Consider the following 22236-nt stretch of genomic DNA (forward strand, 5'->3'; position numbering starts at 1 on the left):
TTAAGAAATTATTAATCAAAAAATTCAATTATTTTATTGCTAAATTTATGGAAGAAGACACTGGTTTAAATATTCTCGCTATTACCATTTTTACAATTACTTTATCTGCATTATTATCTCCCCTTTTACATTTTTCTCCTTATATTCCGGCAGGGATAACATTTGTTTTATTAGGATTAGTTACGATCGATACTTTATCATGGAAAAATCAAGGAGTAAACTTATTATTAAATATTTTTGCTTCAGAAGAACAAAAACAGCGTATTATTTATCACGAAGCAGGACATTTTTTAACCGCTTATTTATCTCAAATTCCTGTTACTGGCTATACTTTAACAGCATGGGAAGCCATTAAAAATAATAATTCTGGTTTAGGGGGAGTAATATTTGATACCTCTTTTCTCGAAAAAAAATCTCAGGATATGAGAGAATTTAATCGACTGCTCGATCGATTTGGAGTAGTATTAATGGCAGGAATAGCAGGAGAAAAAGTTATTTATAATAATAGTCAAGGGGGAGAAGAAGATATTAAAAAATTTCAAGAAATTAATCGCAATATCACCCTCACCGCTACTAATTTTCAGATGAAACAAAGACTAGCAATTTTACAGGCAACCACTATTATTGAACAAAATAAAGATGCTTATTTAGCTTTAGTAGAAGCTATGAAACAACGTAAATCAGTAACAGAATGTCAAGATATTATTGCCGAATACCATCAATAAAAAAAATAGTTAATTGTTGAAAAATATGCCCTCACTTTATTCAAAAAATCAGAAAATAATTCTCAAGGTGAAAATATTTTAATCAAATAGCGATCCTTGGGGTAAAATAATATGGACAATAGTTTCATTGTTGACAAAACTTTCAATCATCATTGAACCTTGATAAATTTCTAGTATTTTTTTGACGATAACTAAGCCTAATCCGAAGCCGTCAGCATAATCTAAACCTTGATTAAAAGGAAGGAAATTAGTAATTTTTTTTAATTGTTCGATCGACATTCCTTGTCCTTGATTTATGATAAAAAGATTGCATAAATTATCATCACTAATGTTCGTTAAAATCTTAATTTTATCCCCTTGCTGAGAAAATTTAAAAGCATTATCTAATAATTCTGTAACTATTTTGTAAAAATCAGTTTCTGCCATATTAATCGTCATTTCTTCTAACTCTAAAACAATATCTTCTTCTCGGTGTAATTTTTGGGCTTGAATCTGAGAAAAAGTAGATAAAATAGTTTTAGTTAAACATTGATGATTGTGAGAGCGAATCTCTTTTAATTTATCAGAGTTAGTGAGGATTAATTCTAAGTAAATATAGAGAATAAATTTTTCCCCAATAGTATGTAACCTTCTCGAAGATTCCAATAAAGTTTGAGCTATTTCTTTAATTTCTTCCACCGACATAGATTCCGCATATTCATTGAGAAGATTCGCTGATAAAATCATGCCATTGAGAGGAGTATATAATTCATGGGGTAAAGATTTTTGAATTTTTAAACTAAGATTATTTAATTCTTGTTTATTTTTTTCTTGAATTTTAGCTTGTTTTTGTAAACGAATTTCTACCGCATTTAACAATTCTTCGGGAGAAAAAGGCTTAGTTAAATAATCATCAGCACCTAATTCCATACCCTTACGAAAATCAGGACGATCGGATTTTGCTGTTAAAAAAATAAAAGGTTTACTCTCAATTTTAGCATCTTTTTTTAGTTCTTTTAATACTTGATAGCCATCTAAAATTGGCATCATTATATCACATAAAATTAGATCAGGATTTTCTTCTTTTGCTAACTCAATTCCTTCCTGACCATCTTGAGCTATAATCGTATAAAAATCTGATAAATCTAAAATTTGTTTAATATTTTTAGCGATGTTTATTTCGTCTTCAATAACTAAAATTTTTAGCATTTTTAAAACTTACTATATTTATGTTTGTTTTTAAGATAATTTATATTAATTTTTCTATATTCTCATGAATTTTGAATCAATAACTGTTACAATTATTGCATTAGAGAGATGAAAAGAATTTGCTCATCGATTTTTTATATATTGATTATTATAATTTAATCTAGCATTGAATCTAACATCAGTTTAACTACTTAACATTTTTTTAAGGAATCATTGATCCTACTCAAAATAGAAAAGTCAATCTATAATAACAACAATGATAAAATTACTGTTACTTATTTTTTCTATATAAACACTTGACTTATTTAAGTTAACTAATAAAGATAGATAAAAGGCATTGGTTAGACTAAGCTCACCAAGCGATAACAACTCAAAATATTGTCAATAATAAAATATTTAAAGGTGACAAAATTCATGTCAGATAAGTATATAAAACATTTAGTTTCTTGTGATAATGAACAAGAATTACTGAATTTTATCAGTGATACTAATAATTCTGCTCAAACGTTAAAGATAATCAAATTTTTACAAGAAAAGCTAGAAATATTAGATAATCAGTTAGAAAAAATTAATGATTTTTCTTGTTTAACTAAAACCCTTGATAGTTTAAAAAATATTCATATTTTATTTATTGAAGATAATATTATATCTGTTAAAATTTTAGAACATAGATTATTATTAGAAACAGAATATAAATTTAATTTAATCCATAAAAATAGTTTAGAAAAAGGATTTAAAAGTATTGAAGAATATGGCGAAAATTACTTTGATTTAGTGATTTTAGACTTAAACTTACCCGACAGTTATGGGTTAAATACCTTAAAAAAATTTAAGGCTAAATTTAAACATATTGCGGTGATTGTTTTAACAGGAGATTATGAAAAAAAACTAGCTTTAGAAACGATTAAAATGGGTGCGCAGGATTATTTAGTTAAACAATATTATTTAGGAAATAAAACTATTCCTAATGATGTTTTTATGTTACCTTTATTAAGTGCCATTGAACGACAAGAAAAAGAAAATCAATTAGAATGTCAAAGATTGCAGATATATTTAACCAATGAAAAATTAAAACAATCTCAGGAAGTCGTAGAGCAAAATCTAGCCACTTTTGATGTTGCCGTGGATGGATTAGCCATTTTACAGGACGATCGATATATTTACATGAATAAGGCACATTTAACCATGTTTGGCTATGAAAAATTGGAAGAATTACCGACAAATAATTGGCGAAATTTTTATTTTGATGATCAAATTCAACATTTTGAAAGTCAAATTTTACCCTCATTAATTAAGAATAAAGTATGGAGAGGAGAAGGGATTGCCAAAAGAAAAGATCAATCAACTTTTCCCTTAGAATTATCTTTAACTTTAACTGATAAAAATTATTTAATTTGTGTTTGTCGAGATATTTCTAAAAGAAAAGAATCAGAAAAAATCTTAAAACAAGCATTATTAAAAGCGGAGGAAGTTAACGAATTAAAATCCCGTTTAATCACCCTCACAAGCCATGAATTTCGCACTCCATTAACGGTAATTTCTTCTTCTGTGGGAATCTTAAAAACCTTTGAAAATAAATTATCCTATGAAGATAAACAAGAACATTTTAAAACTATTCAAACTTATATAGAGCATACCACCAAATTATTAGATGATATTTTATTAATCAATCGAGCGGAAGCTAAAGAATTAAGTTATCTACCCGAAAGTATTAATATTTATAATTTTTGTCAAACTATTGTTAAGGAAATTTGCCAGACTTATCCCCATAATCAAATAATTTTTCAATTGACTAATCAAGAACCATTAAACATAGAAAAATATCAACGATCGTTAGATAGAAAACTCTTAACTCAAATTATCACAAATCTAATCTCTAATAGTGTTAAATATTCTCCTCACCACGAAAAAATTGAGGTATTATTAACCATAGAACCTAAAAATATTATCTTAGAAATTGTCGATCGAGGTATCGGGATTCCCTTAGAAGATCAATCCTCTTTATTTAACACTTTTTATCGGGGCGAAAATGTTGGTAATATTCAAGGTACAGGCTTAGGATTATCGATCGTCAAGGAATGTGTAAACTTGCTTAAAGGTACAATTTCTGTCAAAAGTAAAGTTAATCAAGGTACAACAATCTCTATCAATATACCATGTTGAAGATGAGAGAGGGCAGGGCGTTTTTATTCTCCAAATTTGATTTAACTGGAAACTATAATTGATAAGAAATATTGGGAGGAAACTACTTTAAAATAATTCTTAATTCTTAATTCTTAATTCTTAATTCTTAACTCTTAATTCTTAATTATTTAAAACCATGCCTTTAAGTTGGAATGACATCAAAAATCGAGCCATTAATTTTACCTACGAATGGGCTAATGAAACCTCAGAAAATGCCGAAGCAAAATCATTTTGGGATAGTTTTTTTGATGTTTTTGGAGTACCAAGAAGGCGTGTCGCTACCTTTGAAAAATCTGTTAAAAAATTAGATAATAAACAAGGATTTATTGACTTATTATGGAAAGGAGTCATCTTAGTTGAACATAAATCTAAGGGCAAAAATTTAGATAAAGCCTATCAACAAGCGATCGAATATTTTCCCGGATTAAAAGATCATGAATTGCCTAAATATATTTTGGTTTCTGACTTTGCTAGGTTTAAATTATACGATTTAGAAAATGAGATAAATCACGAATTTTTACTTTCTGAATTTGTTAATCATGTTCATTTATTTGACTTTATAGCAGGGTATAAAAAACGAGAATATAAAGATAGTGATCCCGTTAATATTCAAGCCGCCGAATTAATGGGACAATTACACGATCGATTAAAAGAAATTGGTTATGAAGGCCATCAATTAGAAGTTTATTTAGTCCGTTTATTATTCTGTTTATTTGCTGACGATACTGGCATTTTTAATCAAGGAATTTTTCACGAATATATCGATTTACACACTAAAGAAGATGGTAGCGATTTAGCCATTCATTTAGACTCAATTTTTCAAATTTTAAATAAGTCAGAAACCAGCAGACTTAAGAATTTAGATGAAAATTTAGCCCAATTTCCCTACATCAATGGTAAGTTATTTGACGAAAGATTAGATAACGCTTCTTTCGATCGAGAAATGAGAGAAATGTTATTAAAAGCCTGTAGTTTAGACTGGGGAAAAATCTCCCCTGCTATCTTTGGTTCGATGTTTCAGGCGGTTATGAATCCCCAAGAAAGACGTAATTTAGGTGCTCATTATACCTCAGAAAAAAATATTCAAAAAGTCATTAAACCTCTCTTTTTAGATGAATTATATAATGAGTTTGAAAAGATAAAAACTAATCACAATAAACTTAAAGAGTTTCACGAAAAAATCGCTAATTTACAATTTCTTGATCCCGCCTGTGGATGTGGTAATTTTTTAATTGTTAGTTATCGAGAGTTACGAGATTTAGAAATTTTAATTTTAAAAGAGTTAAATAAACAAGGACAATTAGAGTTAGATATTAGCAATATTATTAAAGTGGATGTCGATCGATTTTTTGGCATTGAATACGATGAATTTGCGGTAAGAATTGCGGAGGTTGCCATGTGGTTAATTGATCATCAAATGAATATTAAAGTTAGTAATGAATTTGGTCAATATTTTGTCCGTTTACCTCTCAATAAATCTGCTACTATTGTTCATGGTAACGCTTTACAAATTGACTGGAAAAATATAATTGATCCCCCCCAACCCCCCTTTGAAAGGGGGGAGAATACGGATAATTCTTTATTAAAGGGGGATAAAAATGGAAAAGTCCCCCTTATTAAGGGGGATTTAGGGGGATCGAATTTTTCCTTTAATTTTATCTTTGGTAATCCTCCTTTTGTGGGAAAAACTTATCAAAATACACAGCAAAAAGCTGACATGGGTTTAGTTTTTAATGGCGTAAAAAATGCAGGAGTTTTAGATTATGTTTGTGCATGGTATTTAAAAGCCTCCCAATTTATTCAAAATACTAAAATTCGTTGTGCTTTTGTGAGTACAAATTCTATTTCTCAAGGTGAACAAGTGGGCATTTTATGGCAGGAATTATATACTAAATATAAGATAAAAATTCACTTCGCTCATCGTACTTTTTCTTGGAATAATGAAGCAAAAAATAATGCTGGAGTCCATTGTGTTATTATAGGTTTTGGCTTAGAAAATATCGATAATAAGCGACTTTTTTTCTATGAAAATATTAAAGGTGAAGCAACAGAAATTAACGTAAAAAATATCAATCCTTATTTAGTAGAAGGTAATGATTTAATTATCTCAAGTCGTAAACAACCTCTTTCTAATGTACCTGAAATTAATTTTGGTAATATGCCTAATGATGGAGGCAATTTTTTATTTACTGAAACAGAAAAAGAAGAATTTTTGAAAATCGAACCTTTAGCAAAAAAAATTATTAAACCTTTTTTGAGTGCAAAGGAATTTATTAATAATGAAAAACGTTATTGTTTATGGTTAGTAGATATTCAACCTCAAGAATTAAAACTATTAAAATATGTTAGTGAAAGAGTTAAAAATGTTCAACAATTAAGATTAGAAAGTAAAAGACAAGCAACACAAAAATTAGCTAATTTTCCGACTCTTTTTGGCGAAATTAGACAACCTAATACTAATTATTTATTATTACCTCGTGTTTCCTCCGAGAATAGAAAATATATTCCTATTGGCTTTTTTAATCAAGAAGTTATTGCAGGAGATAGTTGTTTAATTATCCCTGATGCTGATTTATTTTTATTCGGAATATTAACATCAGAAATGCACATGACATGGGTTAAATATGTCTGTGGAAGACTAAAAAGCGATTATCGTTACTCTAATTCTATTGTTTATAATAACTATCCTTTCCCTGACAATGTGACGGAAAAACAGAGGGAAAAAGTAGCCAATTTAGCTCAAAAAATCCTTGATATTAGAACACAATATCCTGATAGTAGTTTAGCCGATTTGTACGATCGATTAACCATGCCAAGGGACTTATTAAAAGTCCATCAAGCCCTTGACAAAGCGGTGGATTTATGCTATACAAAACAATCTTTTTCCAGTGAATTAAATCGCATCGAATTTTTGTTTAATTTATATGAACAAATCAACACGCCTTTATTAAAATCTGAGAAGAAAAAAGGCAGGAAAAAATAAATACAGAAATTGTTAAAACTGTACACTTTTTTGAAAATGTAGGGGTTGAACACTGTTCAACCCTTCTAAACCCTAAAACCCAAATAAACATCTAGGAGAAAAACAGGCAAGATGCCTATTCTACGGTGGTAAATATCTTCATTTAATTTCTAGCTAACCATTTTTGACCATTTAGGCGCTTGAGGGCAAATAATACCATCAAATCAAGACTCGCCTTGCGCTCATCAATCATAAAAGATTCGATCGTACTCGGTTTTTGATTGTCTGTAGCACAAGAAAAAGCCTTTTGTCCATTAATATTTTCCTCAAGAAAATAGAAAGAAAATTGACGATTTTTAAGATTACCCAACACTTGCCAACACTCAGGATTAGACTCAAAACCCTTAATCGGAATTTTCGCTTTGACAAAATCCAGTTGTATATCTTCCAACCCCTGTTTTTCTAAAGCCGTTTTGAGAGTTGGAGTAAAATGTTGCTCCATAAACTCCGTAAAAGGCTTATCTTCCAAAGCTGGAGGTTTAACCTTCTTCGCAGGAGGGGTTTTTGTTTCCGCCGGCGGTTTCTCGATAGATGATGCTGTTTTAGCTTCTTCGCTCATAATTTTAAGTTTGTATTATCAAAAATCTTAATATAATAATTATATATCTTAGGTTACTATAATACCTAGTACTTAAAAATCATGAGCGTGAAGTACTTCGACATCGCATATATAGCTGATGCCAGAGTAATCTTCAAAAAACTTTGTTGCCACATTATCAGAAATTTTCACCGCCGTATCTCGATCAGCAGTCAGCACCTCAATCTTAATATTTGAGTAAGTATCAGAAACATTGGGGTGTCCAGACGATCGAACATTACGACTACCTTTACCACCGGCGGCTACGATCGTATAACCACTAGCCCCCGCTTCCTCAATAATTTTAGAGATCGGTTTCAGTAACAACTTTTCTGTGACGATAACGAGCTTACTGGCTTTCTTGATCATATTTACCTCTTTATACCTATAGTTATCGAATTTAATAAAACTCAGGAAAACGCCAACACTGCGCGCTTACCATAGTGAGCATTCTAGCATCAGACTATCGATCAGTCAAGGAGATACACCCATAGCAGAGTCGATTTTAAATATAAGTTTCACTTATTTAAAATTTAATAAGTCTAAAACAATATTTTGTCACAAATGTTGCTTCTTAGCCCACCTTCTCATATACTTAAATATATGGTATTTATTCGAACCATAGACAAAAAAACTATGAATAATTTTGAATCTAGGCAGTCAAAACCAAAGTTGCCTACAGAGGAGGGTTGGAGCGTACAGGTATATAGCAGTAATCGCCGTTTACTCTGGGTTTTAGAACCCTCCCACGGTTGGGTATTCCTGATCGGTTGCGGTGTTGGTTTACTAATTTCAGTAGTTTGGATTAACCTCGCTCGTTACAGTCCTCCCTTAGAACCGACTTCCCCAAAGGAATCTCCAGCATTGCAAGTGGATTAATTACACTTCAATCATAAACTATTGGTCAAATAAAAGAAAAACTTATCATTTAGATTAAATATTAAGTTTTAAATTTATGTTAAATAGTTTGAAAATAAGTTGATTTTACTATAGACTTATATAAATCAATATTTAATTCTTTATAGAATAAAAACTATAGATAATGATAGCCCTCCAGCATCATCTTCTAGCCCTGTTCCTAGAACAGTTATGTTTAAATACCCTATAAACAGGACATTCCGTAGTACCTGTACCGTGGGGGTGAAAAAAATCACCCTGACTTTAAAAAGCCCACTTATTATAATTGCCCCAGAAGGGGCACAAGGAGAAATTAATGGATTTTTTATCGCTTTTCTTGACGGACTTCATCAAGCAGTTACAGTCCCCAACCCTCGCTTTTTTGATTGGAGGAATGATCATTGCTGCTCTTGGTAGTGAATTAGTAATTCCAGAGTCAATTTCTACAATTATCGTTTTCATGTTGCTGACTAAAATCGGTTTGACTGGTGGCATTGCCATCCGCAATTCCAATCTTGCGGACATGATTTTACCTGTAATATTTGCTGTAGTAATAGGTATTGTAATTGTTTTTATCGCCCGTTACACATTGGGTAAATTGCCAAAAGTCAAAGTCGTAGATGCCATCGCCACTGGTGGATTATTTGGTGCGGTGAGTGGTTCTACCATGGCGGCTGGTTTGACCGTACTCGAAGAACAGAAAATTTCCTTCGAGGCATGGGCAGGAGCTCTTTATCCCTTCATGGACATTCCCGCTTTAGTGACTGCGATCGTAATAGCGAATATTTATCTCAACAAAAAGAAAAGTCCTATGAGTGAGGAATTCAGCGCAGAAGAATCTTTCGCTAAAGAGGCGGTTATGGCAGGAGAGTATCACAGTAACCCTGAGTACCCTGCCACCAGACAAGAGTATCTTAATCAGCAACAAAGCAAGGCAAACAAAGGTGTTCAAATATGGCCTATTATCGAGGAAAGTCTCCGAGGTCCTGCTTTATCGGCAATGTTACTCGGTCTTGCCCTTGGTATATTGACCAAGCCAGAAAGCGTCTATGAAGGTTTCTACAATCCTGCCTTTCGTGGTTTACTTTCTATCTTGATGTTAGTTATGGGCATGGAGGCTTGGTCAAGAATTGGCGAATTGCGTAAAGTTGCTCAGTGGTATGTTGTTTATAGTGCTATTGCACCTTTTATCCATGGACTTATCGCTTTCGGTTTAGGTCTGATTGCTCACTACACTATGAACTTTAGTATGGGGGGTGTTGTAATCCTCGCTGTCATCGCTTCTTCCAGTTCCGATATTTCTGGACCTCCTACCTTACGAGCTGGTATCCCCACAGCGAACCCATCCGCTTATATCGGTGCTTCTACCGCCATCGGAACACCCATTGCGATCGGTATATGTATCCCCTTCTTCATTGGTCTTGCTCAAGCACTTATGGGCAACTAGGGTTTGCTGAAAAAGTATTTTGATGAAGGTAGGAGAGAGGAGTCAGGAGTCAGGAGACAGGAGTTAGGAGAAAGACTGAAACATCAAGGTTTTGATGCTGTTAATAGATAGACTAAGTATAGTTGTATTTTAAAAAAATAAGGTTAAAAGTGTTGAATTTTTGAATAAAAATTCTTAAAACGGAGCACTTTTTCACTAATGTATTATGTCTAAACCTTTGATTTTAATAGCTTTCTGACTTATTCAGTAAACCCTAACTACGAAATGATTAACAATCTTTCATATTTGAGATAGAGACGTAAAATTTTACGTCTCTACAATAGTTTTAGCTATTAAAAATTTTTTCTGGAAAAATCTCTTAAAGAACCTCAGTTCGACATAAAATTATTGGTTAAGATAAGGTGTCAGGTATCAGGTGTTAGGGATCAGGTAAAGAATTAGTGAAAAAGTTGAACAAAAATTGATTTTATCAAAATTAAATTAAGTAATTAATTGATCTAAACAAAGAAATTGTTAACCTGCAACCTGCAACCTGCAACCTATTAACCTCAAGAATTCTTTTATCGAACTCAGGTCTTAAAGAGGGCGATAAACACGGTAATCGATGTTAGGGAAAATATTATCAATTTTTTCCACTTTTTCCAACCAACCAGAATCTACTTGCTCTGCCCAAATATCATCATAGAGTTTATTCAGTCTCAATAAATGACTCTTAGTTCGTCTTACCGCATAAGGTACCATCGTTCCCGTGCGCATAATAAATGCCCAATCTGACGACTGTGCCAATAACAATTCCCGTGCCGCTTGATTTAATGCCCGTAATTGTAACTCGTCTTCTGGTTCTTTGGTTGACAAATGAATCATCTTTTCCGCCGCCTTGTGTAGATGAGGGTAAACCCAAGCGTTAGTATGATTTAACCAATACTCATGGAAACCTTTATAACCCCAGCTCGATTGAGAAGGAATCGCCACCTGTTGAGTGGGATGTCCTTTCAAATAATCCGCTAAGTGAATCATATACATGGAATCTTGATCAAACCACGCTTTACGGAATAAAAAGTCAATAAATTGAGGACCTTCATACCACCAATGACCATATAACTCAGCATCATAGGGAGAAACAATAATCGGCTCTCGTTGCATCATTCCTGCAAGGTGTTGCACTTGTTGAACACGATTATATAAAAAGTTTCCTGCGTGTTCTGCGGCTTTTTCCCTTGCCCAATAAGGATCATATAAGGCTTTATCTGATAAACCTGCTTGACGGCTGGTGATTTTATGGTATTTTACCCCAACATTTTTCCGTTGACCATTGGGCATGATATAGGGTTTAATATAATCATAATCCGCTTCCCAGCCTAAATCTTTGTAAAACTCTCGATATACTGGATCACCCGGATAACCTACTTCCGATGACCAAACTTGTTGAGATGATTCATGATCACGCCCAAATACTGCTACTCCTGTTTCTGTGAAAATCGGTGCATAAGTACCAAAACGAGGGCGCGGACGAGCGTATAATAAACCATGACCATCGGTTAAGAAGTATCTTAACCCAGCATCAGCTAACATTCTTTCTAAACCTTCATAGTAGGCACATTCAGGCAACCAAATACCACGAGGGCGAATGCCAAAATTTTCTTCATAACTCTGACAAGCAACCTCAATTTGCGCCCATACGGCTTGAGGATACATTTTCATTAAGGGCAAATAACCATGGGTTGCACCGCAGGTAATAATTTCAAGGTTGTTGCTATCTTGAAATTTCTTAAATGCTCCAACTAAATCTCCCTTGTATTTTTCCCATACTTGACGAGTTTCACTAAACTCTTGAGCATAGTATTCAGCTAGGTATTTTATATGGCCATTATGCTCATTAAATTCAATTTCTTTTTCGACTAATTCTTGTAATTTTTCTAAATGTTCGCTATATTTTTCTTGTAATAATTTATCTTTGAGCATGGACACTAAAGGAGGTGTCATACTCATCGTTATTTTAAAATCAACTCCATCTCGTTTTAAGCCTTCAAAAACTTGGAGTAAAGGGATATAAGTTTCGGTGATTGCTTCATACAACCACTCTTCTTCTAAGACATAATCACTTTCGGGATGGCGAACAAAGGGTAAATGTGCGTGTAGCACGAGGGCGAGGTAGCCAAGAGCCATAATATGTCAATAACTATTTGCTAGTTTTTACAGGTGAGCAGATTATTTAATAATAAATACTATCTGTCATTAGAATTTTAAGCTAAAATGAGCGATGTTTTGCATTTTTACCTCAGTTCAATCTAAAATTTATTGCTAAAGATGAGGTGTTAGGTATTAGGTGTTAGGTATTAGGTGTTAGGTATTAGGTAAAAAATTAGACTTCTTGCAAAAGTCGAGTAATGAGTAATAAGTTAAGAAATTTATGTTTTCCACCCTAAAATAGATTCTACTTTTTATTTTGCACTCGTTTCTATGGATCAAAAATTATTAATAATTGATTTCCCTCTCGATTAATTTAATTAAATAATGGAACAAAAGTTGAAAAATTAACCTAAAATCTAAAACCTAAAACTTACCTAGATCAAATATTCTTGCATCAAACTCAGATAATTTTTGATTCAATTTCAGGGTAATAGGATATGATCCCCTTTAGTCATTCAAAATTTTCGATCGCCAAAGGCGGCGCTGTGCGATCGAACCTAAATCCAGTATTATATTTTTAACTATAAAAACTATATTTTATAATCACTATTAAAAGTAATCATTTTCTATATACAAATGTCTTATCTAAAAAGTTTTCCGTTACTTCTGAGTACGTTATGTTTAAACATAGGCTATATAAACCCGATCTTGGCTCAATCGGTGGATGCTAATCTCGATCGATTTAACCCCAACGCCAACCCTTTACAGTTTCCCACCAAGCCCAAAGAGGTAGAAATTGATCAACAACAATCCATCAGCTTAGAGGAAGCCATCGAAATTGCGCTTAAAAATAACAAAGATTTACAAGCCGCCAGAATTGAACTACAAAAAGCCGAAGACGGTTTAAGGGCTTCCCAAGGGGCAGAATTACCTACGGTGGACGGAAATTTGGAGTTTAACCAACGGGGGCAAGATACAAGCCCCCAAGGAGGGGATGTTTTTCGTCATCAAAGCCAATTTCTAGGGGGTTTGGAGGTAGGTTATGACTTGTATAGCGGTGGTCGTCGTAGTGCCTCGATCGAGCGTTCCCGTAGAGAAATCTATTTTAATAAACTAGATGTAGAGCGTATCTCCGAAGAAACCCGTTTCAATGTAACTAACTCTTACTATGAGTTACAAAATAGAGATGCTCAAGTCGCCATTGCCCAAGCTGCGATCGAAGACTTTTCCCAAACCCTCAGAGATGCGCAATTATTAGAACAAGCGGGGTTAGGCACAAGATTTGACGTTTTACAAGCCGAAGTGGATTTAGCCAACGCCAATCAGGCTTTAACTGTGGCTATCTCCAATCAAAGAAACGCTAGACGCACCCTAGCAGAAGTATTAAGTGTTGGGCAAAATGTCGAGTTAACCGCCGCCGATGAAATTACCGAAAAAGGAATATGGCAATATACCCTAGAAGATAGTATTGTTATGGCTTTTAAGAATAGAGCCGAATTACAACAATTATTAGTCAGAAGGGAAATCAACGAACAGAATCGAGAAATTGCCTTATCGGAAACTCGCCCTCAAGTGGGCTTATTTGCCGGTTATAATTTTACTGGCACAGCTGCGGATACCTTAAACAATACAGGCTTTGCTAATGGTTATAACCTTGGTGCGAGACTCCGTTGGCGATTTTATGATGGTGGCACAGCTAGGGCAAGGGGAGATCAAGAAACCCGTAATATGGAGATTGATGAAACTAATTTTGCCAATCAACGGAATAAAATTAGGCTACAAGTAGAAACTGCTTACAATACCATGATTGCCAATAAAGAAAATATTGGTAGTACCGAAAAAGCCGTAGTTACCGCCACAGAAAGTCTCCGTTTAGCAAGATTAAGATTTCAAGCGGGGGTTGGTACACAAACCGATGTTATCAACGCTCAAAGAAGTTTAACGGAAGCTAGGGGTAACTTTTTACAAGCTATTATCGGTTATAACCAATCTTTAAACGAATTACAAAGAGCCGTTAGTAATTTACCCGACGGTAACTTATTTGAACTAAGATAATTTTCTTTGATAATCTCCAGACAACTTGTTTTTGTATTAACTTTTAAACAATGTATTTATTGTGATATTATGTTGTTAAACTTTCAAGTTGTCTTTTTACGATGAGGTTTAAAGAATTAGCCATGATTCAAGTCTCGAAAATCCCTTTACCTTTAGGAATTAAAATTTATCCGAAGGACGGCGCTAAAAATTTAACTATTAACGTAATTGTTGCGATTAATAATCCACTAACTACACTAATCAAAATACCTCTATTTGTAAACTCAAGATTATCTAACCTTTTGCTAAAACCCTCTTGATTACCCTTAATTGAGGCTATTTCTACTCTCATATCGTTTAACTTATTATCTACTTGCTCAAAACGAGAGTCTATTTTTTCATTAACTAGCTCGAATTTTCGATCGACTTGCTCAAATTTCGAGTTAATTAAATCCTTTAACTCTCTTAAATCGTTATCTGTTACTGTACTCATGGTAAAATCCTCTTAGTTATGAATGTATTTTGATTAGGAGTAATTGGCTGTTACTCCTAAACTTTATTTTAGTTCACTCTAAGTAGAATAATTTATAAGCCTTAACCCTTGCCTCAAATATCTTCAATTTAGTACCTACTAACTCATTTTTAATAGCGTACCTGAAACTTTATTAATAATGAGGCTATATTTCAGCCTCTTAAGTTTGATTAAATGTTAAGGGTAAAATACAAATTTACCGACAAACGTTAATAACCCAGTGACTAAAACTCCGATAATCCCAAATACTCCGAGGGTAACAGTATTTAATCGAGTCTCGACACTATCTAATCTTTTATTAATCCCATTTACATCACTTTTGAGGGTAGCTATATCAACTTTAATCGTTGTTAACTCCTCAAATACCCTCTCAAATTTCGAGTTAATTAAATCTTTTAACTCTCTTAACTCATTATCTGTTACTGTACTCATGGTAAAATCCTCTTAGTTTTAAGTCATTGCTTAGGAGTAATTACCCGTTACTCCTAAACCTCATTTTAGTTTACTTTAAGCTAATTGAAACAGTGCATCCCAGTCGATCGAGATTGAGGTATCATCATTTTCAGGTTGAGAAATCAAATCAAAGGCTTTATTTTTGGCAAAAGGATTGTTTAAGGCTTGAATTACCATATTTGCCACATCTCCCCTAGGGATAGAAGTAGGAATGCCGTTGGGAGGAGAGGCTAAAAATTCATCGTCTTTGCCTACCAATAACTCCCGTTTACCGTCTGGTTTATCCAGTAACCCTCCTGCCCGAATAATGGTGTAATTTATGGCAGAATCCATTAAATATTGTTCAGCTTTTCTTTTCCAGATTAAAATATTGCCGTTGCCAAGACGATTTAAAGGGTGATTTTCGTTTGTACCCCCCATTGAGCCGACAAGGATAATATGTTTAATTCCAGCTTTTTTAGCACTATCTATCTGGTTTTTTTGCCCTAACCAATCGACTTGTTCGGGTTTTCCGTTAGTTTCAAAATCAAACTCAGGGGGTTTTCCTTCCGAGGGAGGAGTAATCATTTTTGGCACGGCACTCGTTAAAATAATTAACTTTTCGCATCCTTCCAGTGCGATCGAAACATCCTCCAGTGATAGAATATCCCCGAAGATAAAATTATCAGTATTGCCAAAAATTTCTTGAGCCTTACGGCTCGATCGAGCAAAGGGTACAACTTGCCAACCATAATCATTAGATTGTAGCTTTTTCACCACCAAAGAACCAGTCCTACCCGTTGCGCCTGTTACTAAAACTTTTTTTGTCATATTTACAAATTGAACCTAAAATTGAGAATGCCAAAATATTATCTTATTATAGAACTTACCTACCAATAACGAGATTCCTGTCTTTACTCCTTACTTCTTACTCCTTACTTCCTACTTCTTACTTCTTACTCCTTACTTCTTACTTCTTACTTCTTACTTCTTACTCCTTACTCCTTACTCCTTACTCCTTACCCTTTACTCCTAATTTTATGGATTTATCTCTCGTTATCCCCATTTATAATGAAGCCGAAAATATACCCCTGCTTATCTCTGCTATTACTAATAGTTTAAAAGATACAAATTTTACTTATGAAATTATTTGTGTTGACGATGGTTCGATCGATGGTTCGATCGAAGTATTAAGAAGTGTTGCTAAAATCCATAGTCATGTCAAAGCCATTATCTTAAGACGTAATTATGGACAAACTCCCGCTATGGCAGCAGGTTTTGAAAAAGCCACAGGAAAAATAATTATCACCCTTGACGGCGATTTACAAAATGATCCTGCGGATATACCCTTATTAGTAGCGAAATTAGAGGAAGGCTATGATTTAGTTAGCGGTTGGCGCAAAAACCGTCAAGACGACACCTTAACTCGTCTTTTACCATCAAAAATTGCTAATTGGATCATCAGTAAAATAACAGGGGTAAAATTAAACGATTATGGATGCTCCCTTAAAGCATACCGTAGCGAATTGATCGCTGATCTTAATTTATACGGTGAATTACACCGTTTTTTACCTGCTTTAGCCTATATTGAAGGAGCAAAAATCACAGAAATTCCTGTTAATCATCATGCAAGGCGTTTTGGTAAAAGTAAATACGGTTTAGGTAGAACTTTTCGAGTAATAATGGATTTACTAACAGTTTTTTTTATCAAAAAATTTCTTACTCGCCCGATGCACGTCTTTGGCTTTTTCGGGCTATTTTCTTTGATATTAGGTGTTATGATTGGTAGTTATCTTACTTTTATCAAACTAGGATTAGGTAAAAGTATCGCCGATCGACCTTTATTGATATTATGTGTATTATTAATCTTAACAGGAGTGCAATTATTTTGCTTTGGTTTGCTAGGAGAATTATTAATGCGTACCTATCACGAATCTCAACAACGCCCTATCTACAGAATCAGAGAAATAGTAAATAATTAGGGGTTGATGAAAAAGTATTTTGATGAGGGGAAGTGTTAGGTTTTAGGTGTTAGGTTTTAGGTTAAAGAATGAAAAATCAAGGTTTTGAGGCTTTGCATAATATAAAAAAATATAGAGATATTATTAAAAATAAGGTCAAAAGTGTCGAATTTTTGAATAAAAATCCTTAAAACTGCGCACTTTTTTCTTAATGTATTATGCCTAAACCCTTGATTCTAATAGCTTTTTGAGTTATTCAGCAAACCCTATATACAGAAAGATTGTAATAAAATTTGAAGAAAATAAGGTTAAAACTTCAGCATACTTGTATTCTTAAATTAAAATTTATTTCAACGAGAGTTATTGATTGACTCTCATTTTCCATTCTTCATTCTCCATTAATTATTTATGTCAAATTCTATCGCTGATACCCTTTATTTACTTAAATCTACTGCGGATGAAGATATATCCTATCTGAAGACAAAAGCCGATCGAACTAGACAACAACAAAAAGGCGACACAGTAACTTATGTAATTAATCGCAATATCAACTTTACCAATATTTGTGAGCAACATTGTAGTTTTTGTGCCTTTAGACGAGATGCCCAAGAAGAAGGCTCATTTTGGCTTAATTTAGAAGATATTTTAGCAAAATGTCAGGGTGCGATCGAAAAAAATGCCACAGAAATTTGTATGCAAGGAGGATTAAATGTTGAAGCAAAAATCAACGGTAGTAGTTTGCAATACTATCTCCAATTAGTCACAGGAATTAAAAATAACTTTCCTCAGTTACATCTACACGCTTTTTCACCCCAAGAAGTGCAATTTATCGCCAGAGAAGATAATTTAACCTATAGTGATGTCATTTTAGCCTTAAAAGATCACGGAGTCGGTTCAATGCCCGGCACTGCTGCGGAAGTTTTAGATGATAACGTCAGAAAAATTATTTGCCCTGAAAAACTCAACTCCGATACTTGGTTAGAGATTGTTTCCACCGCCCATCGTTTAGGAATGCCCACCACTAGCACCATGTTATGTGGACATATCGAAACTCCAGAACAACAGTTGTCACATTTAAGTAAAATTCGATCGATCCAAGAAAAAGCCTTAGAAAAAAACTATCCAGCAAGGATAACAGAATTTATTTTACTCCCTTTCGTGGGAGAACAAGCACCAGCACCCCTAAGAAATCGTGTAGGCAGAAATCAACCCGATTTACAAGCTACCCTAAAATTAACCGCCGTTGCCCGTTTATTTTTAGGGGATGTAATACCCAATCATCAACCAAGTTGGGTAAAGTTAGGCTTAGATGGTGCATTAGATGCTTTGCAATGGGGTTGTAATGATATTGGCGGTACTCTGATGGAAGAACATATTACCACTATGGCAGGGGCGAAAGGAGGTACTTGTTTAGAGGAGGATACCATACAAAATGCCATCAGTTCGATCGATCGTCCTTATCGTCAACGAGATACTTTGTATCAAGTTCAGAGTGAATGAGTCATTTTTACCTCAGTAAACCATAAAATTGTCGGTTAGGGTAAGGAAAAGAAAGGGGAAGAAAATTTCATAAAAAAGTAATAATTGTTAATCAATATAATCAAACTTTAGAAAAAGTCTTATGAAAAAACTGAATTTACCAGTAATTATTGAAAAAGATGAAGAAGGTTATTTCGCCTACTGCCCTTCACTTCAAGGTTGTTATACTCAAGGGGATTCTTATGAAGAAATTATCGACAATATCAAAGATGCTATTTTACTACATCTTGAAGATCGTATTGCTAATGGAGAGGAATTACCCAATATTGGACAAATAAGTTTAACTTCTGTGGAGGTAGTCGCTTGAGTAATCGTTTTCCTAGAGTTACCGCTAACGATGTTATTCGGGTAATAGAAAAAATAGGATTTATTTTAGTAAGACAGAGTGGGAGTCATAAAATTTATAAAAATTCTGAAGGAAAAAGGGTGACAATTCCTTATCACGCCACAGAAATTTTGAAAGTTAAAACTTTAAAAAGTATCTTAAATGATGCTAATTTAAAAGTTGATGAGTTTACTAATTTACTATAAATTTTTCATTTATTTTTTATATTTTTGACGATATTTTTTGATTGCTGTTGTTAATTTTCCTTGTAATTGAGGAGGATTTTCTATGACAGATAACAATAAATCTTGATCTTGATTTGATAATACTAATTTCTCATAATTATTCTTACTTTGAATCATAATCTGTATATGGATATTCAGCTTAATTTTAGTTTACCTTAATTATTCGTACAATGTCCACACATTTTTTTGCTCAAGCAAAGTTATATTACAAAATATTACTTGCTAACAAGATTTTATACTTATCAAAGATATTGAACAGTTAAAGTTGTTTTAACTATATCATGAAATTTATCTTTTGCCGCCATTTAAAATTTTTTGTTAAGATGATTAAATTATATCTCTCAATTCTGAGAAGTTCGGTTTTACTCAACTACAGTTTCCAATAAAATTGCTACATTATAGATATTAGATTAATTGTTGTAAATAAACATTAAGGGAGAAAAGCAGTGAATAATAGAACAAATCAAAATAGTAGATTTTTTAACCAACCTGACGAGGATAATAATTTTTTAGAGTATTTACAGTCACTAACTCCTGAAACCATAAGTCAACTTTCTAAACCTCAATCTCAAGAGGTGTTTCAGGTGATGGAGAGAAATATAATGGGAATGCTTGGTAGTTTGCCCTCAGAACATTTTGGAGTTATGGTTAGTACCAATCGGGAAAATCTAGGGCGTTTATTAGCTTCAGCTATGATGAGTGGTTATTTTCTCAGAAACGCAGAACAAAGAATGGATTTTGAAAAGGCTTTATTCAGTGTTGATCATGATGAAAATCCCGATCGAACTTAAGGTTAAGAACGATCGGGACGAAGTAATAAGTAATAAGTAATAAGTAACTTTATTCTCTATTATTTATGGTTATTTGTCAAGATTAGATTTTTATTTTTGTGAGATTTTGTTAATGTTTCGTTTAGCCGTTGACAGTGACTTTGAGATTTTAAGAGAAATATATCGTCTAAGTATCCAAAAATTAGCCCCTAGTTTATATTCTCATGATCAAGTCATCGCTTGGTCTGCTTTCCCTGACAATTTTGCTAAATTTCACGACTTTATTTTTCAAGCTGATACATATTTACTAAAAAATCAGACACAAATTATAGGTTTCTGTGGTTTACAATCAGACGGGCATATTGCCTCTTTTTACCTTCACCCTGATTTTACTCGTCAGGGTTATGGCACGACATTATTAACTCATGTGTTAGAAAAAGGCATCTCACAAGGCTTTAAAAGATTTTACACCGAGGCTAGTTTTTTTTCTCAACCAGTTTTTTCCCGTTGTGGTTTTGAGATTGTGGCAATGGAAACTGTAAAATATGGTGATGTTTCCTTCGATCGATATAAAATGGAGAAAACAATTAAGAATTAAGAATTAAGAATTAAGAATTAAGAATTAAGAATTAAGAATTAAGAATTAAGAATTAAGAATTAAGAATTAAGAATTAAGAAAGTATCCTCTAGTCTCTCTATCTCCCTAATCCTCTAATCCCCTAATCAATGGTAATAATCCATGAGTGAAAATAGTTTTAAAGCATTTACGAAGGAATTGAAAACCCAATTTTCTATTCTTGGTAGTTTCATCGCCATTTTTTGGATTATCGAAATTATCGATCAGTTTTTCTTTAATGCTCGTCTCGATTATTTTGGCATAATTCCTCGCAATATAACAGGTTTAAGGGGCATAATTCTTGCTCCTTTTCTCCATGGCGATTTTACTCACCTTATCGCTAATACCTTTCCCTTTGCTATATTGGGTTGGTTAGTAATGTTGCAAAACACCAAAGATTTTTTTACTGTCACCCTCTACTCCATCTTTTTTAGTGGTATGGGAGTTTGGCTATTTGCTCAACCTAATTCTATTACCGTGGGCGCTAGTGGAGTGGTTTTCGGTTACTTAGGTTTTTTACTATTACGGGGTTACTTTCAAAAAAATGCACCCTCGATCGCGCTATCCTTAATGGTAGTTTTTCTCTATGGTGGTATGGTTTGGGGAGTATTGCCTTCTAATCCTCATGTGTCATGGTTAGGACATTTATTTGGTTTTATTGGCGGTATTGTCGCCGCTAAGGCAATCTCAGAAACACATTCTTAGACTAAAAATTTGTTAATTGTTAATTATTCATTATTAATTATTCATTATTCATTATTAATTATTCATTATTCATTAATTTGTGTTTACAGGATTAATACAAGGTTTAGGAAATATCAAAACGTTGGGAAATGATTTATTTGTCATTGACATCGATAAAAATGCCAAAAATGTGATTTGTACAGATTTAGCCATCGGTGATAGCGTGGCGGTAGATGGTATCTGTTTGACGGTGGAAAAAATTACTGGTAATGGTTTTATTGCCACGGCTTCCCCTGAGACTTTACAACGTACCACTTTAAGTGAAAGTACCAAGAAAAATAAGAAAGTAAACCTCGAAACTTCTTTGCGCGTAGGGAGTAAAATAGGAGGACACTTTGTTAGTGGTCATGTGGATGGAGTTGGTTGTTTGTTAGAATCGGTAAATAGTCAAAAAGCGTGGGAAATGACTTTTACTGCACCTTCTTACCTACAAACTCAGTGGCATGATTATATTTCCCCTTACATTGTTTCTAAAGCTAGTATTGCGGTTAATGGTATTAGTCTAACTATTGCGGATTGCGATCGAGAGGGTAAATGGTTTACAGTAGCGGTAATACCCCATACCTATCAGGAAACGAATTTATCTTTATTGCAATCGGGGGATGAAGTGAATTTAGAAAGTGATATACTAGGCAAATATGTCGATCGATTAATTAGTCATCGTCTAGGAAATAAAACGATTCAGGAAAATATCACCCTAGATTTTTTGTTACAACACGGTTATTAATGAACAATGAACAATAGACATCTCCAGAAAAGATTTTTTATTGGTTTGTAGTAAGGGCTTCAGCCCTCTAAATCAGAATTAATGGAGAAGTCTAATGTACAATTTTCCCTACTTCATCAAAACACTTTTTCAGCAAACCCT

General features: G+C 33.5%; 22 protein-coding genes. 14 read left to right on the forward strand and 8 right to left on the reverse strand.

The window, feature by feature from the left end; genetic code table 11:
• Positions 1-47 precede the first annotated feature (47 nt).
• Complete coding sequence (locus SYN6308_RS12315) at positions 48-725, forward strand: hypothetical protein (protein WP_017294749.1); 678 nt, start codon at positions 48-50, stop codon at positions 723-725.
• 78 nt (positions 726-803) lie between these two features.
• Here the strand turns inward: SYN6308_RS12315 and SYN6308_RS12320 are convergent, their stop codons facing one another.
• Entirely contained in the window at positions 804-1913 is a 1110-nt protein-coding gene (locus SYN6308_RS12320; RefSeq protein WP_017294750.1) for a hybrid sensor histidine kinase/response regulator, read from the reverse strand.
• A 414-nt stretch (positions 1914-2327) separates the two neighbouring features.
• Here SYN6308_RS12320 and SYN6308_RS23420 point away from each other — a divergent pair, with 414 nt between their 5' ends.
• Both SYN6308_RS23420 and SYN6308_RS12330 read left to right on the forward strand, forming a co-directional pair.
• Positions 2328-4076, forward strand: coding sequence for an ATP-binding protein (locus SYN6308_RS23420; RefSeq protein ID WP_017294751.1), 1749 nt, complete (start codon positions 2328-2330; stop codon positions 4074-4076).
• Positions 4077-4233: 157 nt separating this feature from the next.
• The gene (locus SYN6308_RS12330; protein WP_017294752.1) at positions 4234-7080 is read left to right on the forward strand and encodes a DNA methyltransferase; all 2847 of its coding nucleotides are present in this window, start codon (positions 4234-4236) and stop codon (positions 7078-7080) included.
• A gap of 142 nt (positions 7081-7222) precedes the next feature.
• On the opposite strand, the gene SYN6308_RS12335 is transcribed toward SYN6308_RS12330, so the two are convergent.
• The gene (locus SYN6308_RS12335) at positions 7223-7678 is read right to left on the reverse strand and encodes a DUF2996 domain-containing protein (protein WP_017294753.1); all 456 of its coding nucleotides are present in this window, start codon (positions 7676-7678) and stop codon (positions 7223-7225) included.
• Between the two features lie 72 nt (positions 7679-7750).
• Entirely contained in the window at positions 7751-8065 is a 315-nt protein-coding gene (locus SYN6308_RS12340; RefSeq protein ID WP_017294754.1) for a P-II family nitrogen regulator, read from the reverse strand.
• 267 nt (positions 8066-8332) lie between these two features.
• Here SYN6308_RS12340 and SYN6308_RS12345 point away from each other — a divergent pair, with 267 nt between their 5' ends.
• A complete protein-coding gene (locus tag SYN6308_RS12345; RefSeq protein WP_026102050.1) occupies positions 8333-8575 on the forward strand; it encodes a hypothetical protein in 243 nt (80 codons plus the stop codon).
• Positions 8576-8909: 334 nt separating this feature from the next.
• Positions 8910-10040, forward strand: coding sequence for a sodium-dependent bicarbonate transport family permease (locus SYN6308_RS12350; protein ID WP_017294756.1), 1131 nt, complete (start codon positions 8910-8912; stop codon positions 10038-10040).
• Between the two features lie 576 nt (positions 10041-10616).
• Here SYN6308_RS12350 and SYN6308_RS12355 read toward each other — a convergent pair.
• On the reverse strand, positions 10617-12206 hold the full coding sequence (locus SYN6308_RS12355) for a glycoside hydrolase family 57 protein (protein WP_017294757.1): 1590 nt from the start codon (positions 12204-12206) through the stop codon (positions 10617-10619).
• A 600-nt stretch (positions 12207-12806) separates the two neighbouring features.
• On the opposite strand from SYN6308_RS12355, the gene SYN6308_RS12360 reads away from it, so the two are divergent.
• Entirely contained in the window at positions 12807-14225 is a 1419-nt protein-coding gene (locus SYN6308_RS12360; protein WP_071590985.1) for a TolC family protein, read from the forward strand.
• A gap of 166 nt (positions 14226-14391) precedes the next feature.
• On the opposite strand, the gene SYN6308_RS12365 is transcribed toward SYN6308_RS12360, so the two are convergent.
• From SYN6308_RS12365 to SYN6308_RS12375, 3 genes are all read right to left on the reverse strand, one after another.
• On the reverse strand, positions 14392-14697 hold the full coding sequence (locus SYN6308_RS12365; RefSeq protein ID WP_017294759.1) for a hypothetical protein: 306 nt from the start codon (positions 14695-14697) through the stop codon (positions 14392-14394).
• A gap of 216 nt (positions 14698-14913) precedes the next feature.
• The gene (locus tag SYN6308_RS12370) at positions 14914-15168 is read right to left on the reverse strand and encodes a hypothetical protein (RefSeq protein WP_017294760.1); all 255 of its coding nucleotides are present in this window, start codon (positions 15166-15168) and stop codon (positions 14914-14916) included.
• A 75-nt stretch (positions 15169-15243) separates the two neighbouring features.
• Entirely contained in the window at positions 15244-15999 is a 756-nt protein-coding gene (locus SYN6308_RS12375) for an SDR family oxidoreductase (protein ID WP_017294761.1), read from the reverse strand.
• A 209-nt stretch (positions 16000-16208) separates the two neighbouring features.
• Here SYN6308_RS12375 and SYN6308_RS12380 point away from each other — a divergent pair, with 209 nt between their 5' ends.
• From SYN6308_RS12380 to SYN6308_RS12400, 4 genes are all read left to right on the forward strand, one after another.
• Positions 16209-17150 (forward strand): glycosyltransferase family 2 protein, encoded by a 942-nt coding sequence (locus SYN6308_RS12380; protein WP_017294762.1) that lies wholly within the window; start codon positions 16209-16211, stop codon positions 17148-17150.
• 387 nt (positions 17151-17537) lie between these two features.
• Complete coding sequence (cofH, locus tag SYN6308_RS12390) at positions 17538-18629, forward strand: 7,8-didemethyl-8-hydroxy-5-deazariboflavin synthase subunit CofH (protein ID WP_017294764.1); 1092 nt, start codon at positions 17538-17540, stop codon at positions 18627-18629.
• Between the two features lie 121 nt (positions 18630-18750).
• Positions 18751-18975, forward strand: a complete 225-nt coding sequence (locus tag SYN6308_RS12395; protein WP_017294765.1) for a type II toxin-antitoxin system HicB family antitoxin — start codon at positions 18751-18753, stop codon at positions 18973-18975.
• On the forward strand, positions 18972-19199 hold the full coding sequence (locus SYN6308_RS12400) for a type II toxin-antitoxin system HicA family toxin (protein ID WP_017294766.1): 228 nt from the start codon (positions 18972-18974) through the stop codon (positions 19197-19199). Before SYN6308_RS12395 ends, SYN6308_RS12400 begins: the two co-directional genes overlap by 4 nt.
• A gap of 9 nt (positions 19200-19208) precedes the next feature.
• On the opposite strand, the gene SYN6308_RS24895 is transcribed toward SYN6308_RS12400, so the two are convergent.
• Positions 19209-19355, reverse strand: coding sequence for a hypothetical protein (locus SYN6308_RS24895; RefSeq protein WP_017294767.1), 147 nt, complete (start codon positions 19353-19355; stop codon positions 19209-19211).
• 329 nt (positions 19356-19684) lie between these two features.
• Here SYN6308_RS24895 and SYN6308_RS12410 point away from each other — a divergent pair, with 329 nt between their 5' ends.
• The 4 genes from SYN6308_RS12410 to ribE all read left to right on the forward strand — a co-directional run bounded on the left by SYN6308_RS12410 (position 19685) and on the right by ribE (position 22095).
• Complete coding sequence (locus tag SYN6308_RS12410) at positions 19685-20029, forward strand: DUF760 domain-containing protein (protein ID WP_017294768.1); 345 nt, start codon at positions 19685-19687, stop codon at positions 20027-20029.
• A gap of 112 nt (positions 20030-20141) precedes the next feature.
• Positions 20142-20606 (forward strand): GNAT family N-acetyltransferase, encoded by a 465-nt coding sequence (locus tag SYN6308_RS12415; RefSeq protein ID WP_017294769.1) that lies wholly within the window; start codon positions 20142-20144, stop codon positions 20604-20606.
• A 141-nt stretch (positions 20607-20747) separates the two neighbouring features.
• On the forward strand, positions 20748-21329 hold the full coding sequence (locus SYN6308_RS12420) for a rhomboid family intramembrane serine protease (protein WP_017294770.1): 582 nt from the start codon (positions 20748-20750) through the stop codon (positions 21327-21329).
• A 79-nt stretch (positions 21330-21408) separates the two neighbouring features.
• On the forward strand, positions 21409-22095 hold the full coding sequence (gene ribE, locus SYN6308_RS12425; RefSeq protein WP_017294771.1) for a riboflavin synthase: 687 nt from the start codon (positions 21409-21411) through the stop codon (positions 22093-22095).
• The last annotated feature ends 141 nt before the right edge of the window (positions 22096-22236 follow it).

The sequence above is a fragment of the Geminocystis herdmanii PCC 6308 genome (genome assembly GCF_000332235.1).
Classification (GTDB): domain Bacteria; phylum Cyanobacteriota; class Cyanobacteriia; order Cyanobacteriales; family Cyanobacteriaceae; genus Geminocystis; species Geminocystis herdmanii.